This is a genomic window from Aeromicrobium sp. (assembly GCF_049586495.1).
Classification (GTDB): domain Bacteria; phylum Actinomycetota; class Actinomycetes; order Propionibacteriales; family Nocardioidaceae; genus Aeromicrobium.
In genome coordinates this window covers 1-6,721 of the sequence record NZ_JBAVCB010000150.1, presented here as the reverse complement: position 1 = coordinate 6,721, position 6,721 = coordinate 1, and the positions used below count along the sequence as shown (strand labels likewise).

The 6,721-nt window shown below is 67.6% G+C and carries 6 protein-coding genes; all 6 read right to left on the bottom strand.

The annotated features are described in order from the left end of the window. A partial coding sequence (locus WB508_RS07995; protein ID WP_423844357.1) for a Clp protease N-terminal domain-containing protein occupies positions 1 to 913 on the bottom strand: 913 nt, incomplete at its 3' end. An 86-nt stretch (positions 914 to 999) separates the two neighbouring features. Then, positions 1,000 to 2,772, bottom strand: coding sequence for a glycosyltransferase (locus WB508_RS07990; protein WP_423844356.1), 1,773 nt, complete (start codon positions 2,770 to 2,772; stop codon positions 1,000 to 1,002). Positions 2,773 to 2,850: 78 nt separating this feature from the next. After that, complete coding sequence (lysS, locus tag WB508_RS07985) at positions 2,851 to 4,314, bottom strand: lysine--tRNA ligase (RefSeq protein ID WP_423844359.1); 1,464 nt, start codon at positions 4,312 to 4,314, stop codon at positions 2,851 to 2,853. A gap of 165 nt (positions 4,315 to 4,479) precedes the next feature. Continuing rightward, a complete protein-coding gene (locus WB508_RS07980) occupies positions 4,480 to 5,265 on the bottom strand; it encodes a type III pantothenate kinase (RefSeq protein ID WP_423844355.1) in 786 nt (261 codons plus the stop codon). A 10-nt stretch (positions 5,266 to 5,275) separates the two neighbouring features. After that, positions 5,276 to 5,707, bottom strand: a complete 432-nt coding sequence (gene panD, locus WB508_RS07975; protein ID WP_423844358.1) for an aspartate 1-decarboxylase — start codon at positions 5,705 to 5,707, stop codon at positions 5,276 to 5,278. Positions 5,708 to 5,712: 5 nt separating this feature from the next. Next, entirely contained in the window at positions 5,713 to 6,552 is an 840-nt protein-coding gene (gene panC / locus WB508_RS07970) for a pantoate--beta-alanine ligase (RefSeq protein WP_423844354.1), read from the bottom strand. Positions 6,553 to 6,721: the final 169 nt, after the last annotated feature.

Here is a 6,721-nt window from a genome sequence, read left to right as displayed (position 1 = left end):
TGAGGATGCTGGCCGCGTCGATGGCGCCCTCGGCGGCACCCGCACCCACCAGGGTGTGGATCTCGTCGATGAACAGCACGATGTCGCCGCGGGTACGGATCTCCTTGAGCACCTTCTTCAGGCGCTCCTCGAAGTCACCGCGGTAGCGCGAACCGGCCACCAGGGCACCCAGGTCGAGGGTGTAGATCTGCTTGTCCTTGAGCGTCTCGGGCACGTCGCCGCGGACGATGTCCTGGGCGAGGCTCTCCACGACGGCGGTCTTGCCCACGCCGGGCTCGCCGACCAGAACCGGATTGTTCTTGGTCCGGCGCGACAGGGTCTGCATGACGCGCTCGGCCTCGTCCTCGCGGCCGATGACCGGGTCGAGCTTGCCCTCGCGGGCCGCCTGCGTGAGATTGCGACCGAACTGGTCCAGCACCGCCGAGGAGCCGGTGGGGCCCTCGCTGGGCTGGTTGGCTGCTTCGGACTCCTTGCCCTGGAAGCCGCTGACCAGCGTGATGACCTGCTGGCGAACCCGGTTGAGATCGGCGCCGAGCTTGACCAGCACCTGGGCTGCGACGCCCTCGCCCTCGCGGATCAGACCGAGCAGGATGTGCTCGGTGCCGATGTAGTTGTGGCCGAGCTGCAGCGCTTCGCGCAGGCTCAGCTCGAGGACCTTCTTGGCGCGCGGCGTGAACGGGATGTGTCCGCTCGGTGCCTGCTGGCCCTGGCCGATGATGTCCTCGACTTGACCGCGGACAGCTTCCAGCGAGATGTCGAGGCTCTCCAGCGCCTTGGCTGCTACGCCTTCGCCCTCGTGGATCAAGCCGAGCAGGATGTGCTCGGTGCCGATGTAGTTGTGGCTGAGCATGCGCGCCTCTTCTTGGGCGAGCACGACGACGCGACGGGCGCGGTCGGTAAATCTTTCGAACATTCGTCCCCCTCAGCTGGGTCTGTTCCTGCCAGTCTAGGCGTGGTGCGAAATCCGCGATCGGGACCTCGGTATGTACAACCCAACCGTCACCCGTCCCCGCGTGTTCCACCGTTCGCTCTGGGCGGAACACGCGCCCGATCGCCCCAGTCGGCGAGATCCACGATGCCGAGCGCGGCGCCTGGCAGACCTTGCAGCGTCGTCTCGTAGTGCGTGTCGGAGAATCGGTTCATCGGCACGTCCCAGGTATGCCCTTGGTCATGCCTGACGTAGACGTACCCGGGACCGCTGCACGCGTAGCTGAGAGCACCGGAGTCCCACAGCCGCGTGCGCATCCCCTGCTCGATCCCACGGACCTGCGGTCGCCATCCGCCGATCGAGTCGAGGTCGTGCCGGGCAATCATCATCGACCCTCCCGCCACCGTCGACCGATAGTTCTCCCGGAACAGCCGCCGAACCAACAGGGAATCGGTGGCTTCGTGCCGGATCAGCGTCATCTTGCGACCGACCAGCTGCGCATCTGAGTAGATCCACGCCGTCATCACGTCCGCGAGGTGATGGGGACCGTACAGATCGTCGTCGTCGACCTTCGTGACCAGGTCGCCTGAGGACGCCGCGGTCAGTCGCTGCAGCACTTCGCCGAAGCGCACCCCCTGATCGATTCCGAGCACCGGGCCCACCCGATCGCGCACCTCAGGACTCCACGTGCCGATGTCCGGCGGCGTGAATCCATGACACCCGACGACGATCTCGATGCCGGGGTGATCCTGGGCGGCGAGCTGTTGAAGAATCACGGGGAGCAGGTCCGGACGCCTAGTGGCCAGGACGACCGACACCGATGGCCACTTCTGGACCGTGAGCGCGCGGGTGTGGTGACGCATGACCGCCCGGACCTGTGCGAGCGAGCGGTTCATGTGGTCCAGCAGCGGCATCGAAGCGAACGGCAGGCTCCACACCCGCGAGAGATCCGCGTGGACCGGCAGCTCCGGTGGAGCACTGTGGACGATCTGGCCCACCGCCGCCACCTCGGCCAACCGGGTCGCGCTCGCGACGTCAGCCCCCACGCCCGACGCGTCGATGCACCCGGCGTACATCAACGCCAGATTGTGCGTGGACCGCAGCGGCTCGTCGGTCGACAGATCGAGCACGACGGAGTCATCGGCCCGTGTGATGACGAAGCGTCCGTCGACAGTTCGCGCCGATGCCGAGTAGAGCCCGGGATCGGGTTGGCGACGCCCGACCGGACGATGAATCTTGGGATTGATTCTCACGACCGGGCCCGTGGGGCGATCGAGAAGTTCCACGCTCTGCGATTCTCGGTCGAGACGGACCAAGCCCTTCGGCGTGGCGACCTGGTCGTAGTCGACGAAGTGCATGCCACTGATGCGAGCGGGGAGCACCGGCCGCAGCCCGCCCCCCGCATGCCAGAAGAATTCGCGATCGGCTCCAGACTGGACGCCGATGCGCGGACCAGACTGTCCGCTCGGGCGGCTCGGGTAGAACACGGTGTAGGCGGCACGAAGCAGCTGCACGGCTTCGACCCTGGCGGTCATGACCATCCGGATGCGAGCGCGATGCCCGGCGGGATCGAACTCGGTCTCGACCTTGAGCACGTTCGGGATCGGACCGAGTCGTCCCGTCCAGCCTGCAGCCGCCTCGTGCCAGGGCTCGACCTCCAGCTCCAGCACCTCAACCCGTTTGAGCGCCCGAGGATCGTCGATGAAGTGCACGAAGCGGTCGTGACCGTCCAGCCGCAGCGACAACGTCACCGGTTCCGGTGCGATCGGTGCCGGCGGTGGTGCTGCGCGACGTCTCACGATGCGACGCAGTCGACGGCGAGCTGCCCCCAGACGTCTCCGCATGGTCGAGACGGTATCGCCTCGACCATCGCGCAGGTGCGGATTTCCCCCTCGAATCGGGACCGCGTCGGCCTGCTGCTCCTACTGTTCCTCGCGGCGTGAGAGCGGAAAGAGGATGGCCTCACGGATGCCGACGCCCTGCAGGAGCATGACGAGGCGGTCGACGCCCAGGCCCATGCCACCGGCGGGCGGCATGCCGAATTCCAGCGCCCGCAAAAAGTCTTCGTCGATGTCCATCGCCTCCGGATCGCCCGCGGCGGCCAGGCGTGCCTGTTCCTCCAACCTTTCGCGCTGGATGACGGGGTCGTTGAGCTCTGAATACGCAGGCGCCAGCTCGATGCCGTTGATCACCAGGTCCCACGCCTCGACCAGGCCGGGCACGGTGCGGTGCTTCTTCGCCAGCGGGCGGACGGCCTCGGGGTAGTCGCACACGAAGGTCGGCTGGATGAGGGTGTGCTCGACGAGCTTCTCGAACAGCTCGAGCACGATCTCGCCCGCGCCCCAGTGGTCCTGCAGCGCGACGTCGTGCTGCTCGGCGAGGACCTTCAGGCTCGCCTCGGACGTCTCGATCGACAGCGTGGTGCCAACGGCTTCGCTCACCAGCTCGTGGATCGTGGCCCGGCGCCAGTCGGCCCCGAGGTCGATCTCGGTGCCGTCGCGGCCGGGCACGACGGTCTTGCCGACGGCGCGCGCAGCGTCGAGCACCAGATCGCGCACCAGATCGGCCATCGTGTCGTAGGAGCCATAGGCCTGGTAGACCTCGAGCATCATGAACTCGGGGTTGTGCGAGTTGTCGACCCCCTCGTTGCGGAAGGTCTTGCCGATCTCGTAGATGCGGTCGATCCCGCCCACGAGGCCCTTCTTCAGATCCAGCTCGAGCGCGATGCGCAGCAGCATGTCCTCGTCGAAGGCATTGGTGTGGGTCTGGAACGGCCGCGCGGCCGCGCCACCGTTGGTGTGCTGCAGCACCGGCGTCTCGACCTCGATGAAGTCCTGTCCGTCGAGCGTGCGACGCAGTGACTGCAAGACCTTGGCCTTGACCCGAACCGTGTCGCGCGCCTCTGGGCGCACGATCAGGTCGACGTACCGCATTCGCGAACGCGCCTCGTCCGACAACGGCGTGTGCTCATTGGGCAGGGGGCGTACCGTCTTGGCGGCCAGCGCCCACGTCGTGGCTTGCACGCTCAGCTCGCCGCGACGCGATGTGATCACCTCACCGGTGACCTGCAGGTGGTCGCCGATGTCGACCAGATGCTTGTAGGCGGCGAGTCGGTCCTCCCCGATCAGGTCCAGCGACAACATCGCCTGCAGCTCGGTGCCGTCGCCCTCACGCAGCCGGGCGAAGCACAACTTGCCGGTGTTGCGCATGAAGATGACGCGACCGGTGATGGAGACGACGTCACCGGAGCGGGTGTCCGCGCCCATCTGCTCGGGGTCGTATCGCTCGACGATCGTGCGCAAGGTGTGGGTGCGCTCGACGAGGACGGGATAGGGATCCTCTCCGGAGTCGAGCAGCTGCTGCCGCTTGTCGCGACGCACCCGCATCTGTTCGGGCAGGTCGGCCTCGTGGTCGGCGGGGAGAGCGGCGTCGTTCACGAGTGACAAGACTACTAGTCATCCATCGGGTCGACTCGTGCGGCGACGGCCCACGCCACGACCGGCGGAATTCAGCAGGTGGCCGATGCGCGTGATCGAGATCCGACGGGGGTTCTAGTGGTTCTTGTCGTGAATCAGCCGAAGACCCGTCAGCGTCAGCCACGGATCCCGCGTGGTGATGCGGTCGCACACGTCGACCACCGCGTCGGGGAACGCGCCGGTGGCGACCACCGTGACGTGATCGGGATCGGCCCCGAGCGAGTCGATGATCCGATCGATCATCCCGTCGACGAGGCCGGCGAAACCGAACACCGCCCCCGACTGGATGGCCTCGACCGTGTTCTTTCCGATGACGTCGCGGGGAGCCACCAGCTCGACGCTGCGGAGCTGGGCACCGCGGCGGGCCAGCGCCTCCAGCGACAGCTCGACCCCGGGGGCGATGGCTCCACCGACGTACCGGTTCTGCTCGTCGATCACGTCGAAGATGGTGGCGGTGCCATTGAGGTCGACCACGATCGCCGGTCCCCCGTACAGCTCGACGGCGGCGAGTGCGTTGACGATGCGGTCGGCGCCGACTTCGCGCGGGTTGTCGGTGTGGATCGGTACACCGGTGCGCACGCCCGGTCCCACGATCGAGACCGGCAGATCCTCGAGGTAGCGGGCCTGCATGACCCGCAGCTCGACCAGGATCGCCGGCACCGTGCAGCTCATGACGGCCGCCTGGACTGCCGGCAGTCCGGACTGGCGCACGAGGCCGGTGAGCATCAGCCACCACTCGTCAGCGGTTCGGCGGTGATCCGAGGACACCTGCCAGTGGCCGACGAGCTCGTCACCCTCGAAGGCGCCGATCGTGGTGTGACTGTTGCTGACGTCCAGAGCCAGCAGCACCCCAGCACTCATCGTGGGAACCTCATCGCGTCACGCGCGGGTTCAGCACGACGTCCCCGCGGGTCAGGTCCGAGCCGGGCAGCACCTCGGCCGGGTCGGAACCGGTGCCGATGATCTTGTTCTCGGAGTCGACGAACACGACGTGCGGCGTGAAGTCGCGCGCTTCGGCGTCATCCATCTGGCCGTAGGCGATCAGGATGACCAGATCGCCGGGGTGCACCAGACGAGCGGCAGCGCCGTTGATCCCGATGACTCCGGACCCCCGCTCACCGGCGATCGTGTAGGTCTGCAGGCGAGCGCCGTTGTCGATGTCGACGATGTGCACCAGCTCGCCGGCGAGCAGGTTGGCGGCGTCGAGCAGGTCTTCGTCGACCGTCACCGATCCCACGTAGTGCAGGTCGGCTTGGGTGACGGTGGCTCGGTGGATCTTGGACGTCATCATGGTGCGCCACATGGTCATCAGGCTCCTAGGCCGAGGTTGACGGAGATGTTGTCGATCAGGCGGGGCTCTCCCACCCTGGCTGCGATCAGCAGCCGGGCCTGCTGACCCGGGACGGGTTCGCCCAGGTCTGCGTCGGTGAGCGCTACGTAGTCCGGCGTCACCGCCGCGTCGTCCAGCACGCGACGCGCCGCGGCAAGAACTGCCTCCGCGCCATCGGGTCCGACGGCGGCGCCAGCCTGCAAGGCGGCGTGCAGCGCTGGCGCGCGTCGCCGGTCGTCGTCGCTGAGGTAGACGTTGCGCGAGCTGCGGGCCAGACCGGATGCCTCGCGCTCCGTGGGGCATCCGACGATCTCGACGCCCGTGGCCAGCTCTGTGGCCATCTGGCGGATCAGGACGAGCTGCTGGTAGTCCTTCTCGCCGAACACGGCGACATCGGGCCGGACGAGGCCGAACAACTTGGACACGACCGTCAGCACGCCACGGAAGTGGGCCGGCCGCGACGCTCCTTCAAGGATCGCGCCCAACGGGCCGGGATCGATCGACACCGTCTCGATCAACCCGTGCGGATACATCGTCTCGACCTCGGGGGCGAAGACCACGTCGACCCCCACCGACTCGCAGGTGGCGAGGTCGGCATCGAACGTGCGGGGGTAGGCGTCGAAGTCCTCACCCGGCGCGAACTGCGTGGGGTTGACGAAGACCGAGGCGACCAGGACGTCGCCGAATGGCCTGGCGTGCTGCATGAGCTGACGGTGCCCGTCGTGCAGCGCGCCCATCGTCGGGACGAAGCTCACCCGCTGGGAGCCTTCGAGGATCGTTCTCAGCTCGGCCCGCGTGCGGGCGATGGCGGGAGGCACCCTCAGATGCCTGCCGCGATCTCGGCCAACGTGTCCCAGTCGGCCTCTGCGAGCACCTGTCGGATCGAGCCGGCGGAGGCCGGGCTCAATCGGCCGTCGGCTGCCGCTCGTCCGGCCGTGGCCCGGGCGAGCTCGAGGTAGGTGTCGACCGTGGCGGCCGGCACGACTG